1 protein-coding gene is annotated in these 749 nt (G+C 44.3%); it reads left to right on the plus strand.

Translation table 11 applies throughout. The features are described 5' to 3' along the window. Positions 1 to 511: cation:dicarboxylate symporter family transporter (locus AB4653_RS27350; protein WP_372105810.1), on the plus strand; the 511-nt coding region annotated here is incomplete at its 5' end. Positions 512 to 749 lie beyond the last annotated feature (238 nt).

Here is a 749-nt window from a genome sequence, read left to right on the forward strand (position 1 = left end):
GAAAGAGTACTTCCAAAAGATCTGGCCAGTACTGACGTTCGCTTTCACGTCTCGTAGCTCTGCAGCAACTATTCCCCTGAACGTTGAAGCTCAAATCACTAAGTTAAACGTACCACCAGCGATTGCTAACCTGTCTGCGTCTTTCGGTGCAACAATTGGTCAAAATGGTTGTGCGGGTATTTACCCTGCAATGCTTGCAGTTATGGTTGCGCCTACGGTTGGTATCGACCCAATGGACATTAACTTCATTCTGTCTCTGATTGCTATTATCACAGTGAGCTCATTTGGTATTGCCGGCGTTGGTGGCGGTGCAACTTTCGCTGCACTTATCGTACTACCCGCGATGGGTCTTCCTGTGACTATCGCAGCACTGCTTATCTCTATCGAGCCACTTATCGATATGGCACGGACTGCGCTTAACGTATCTGGTGCAATGACAGCTGGTACAATCACAAGCCGCCTATTGGCTAAAAAGGACAAGCAGCAAGATTTGGAACAAGCGAACGCTTAATGGGTTCGATTGATCCAATAACTTGAGTCTCGTTAAACAAAAACCGATGCACATGCGTCGGTTTTTTATTGCTTATTAGTTTTGTTTATTACTTTACGACCATCCACATTCTATAACGCAAAACTCTATATTTGTTCAATAGTACAATAAGTTAGCCATGAAACATCAGCCAAACTGATATATGATGCACCGCTTCAATATGTCACATCATTCTGGCACCCGTTCGATAACAGGATCC

It is taken from the genome of Vibrio sp. 10N.222.48.A3, from assembly GCF_041475345.1.
In the GTDB taxonomy this organism is placed as follows: Bacteria; Pseudomonadota; Gammaproteobacteria; order Enterobacterales; family Vibrionaceae; genus Vibrio; species Vibrio tasmaniensis_A.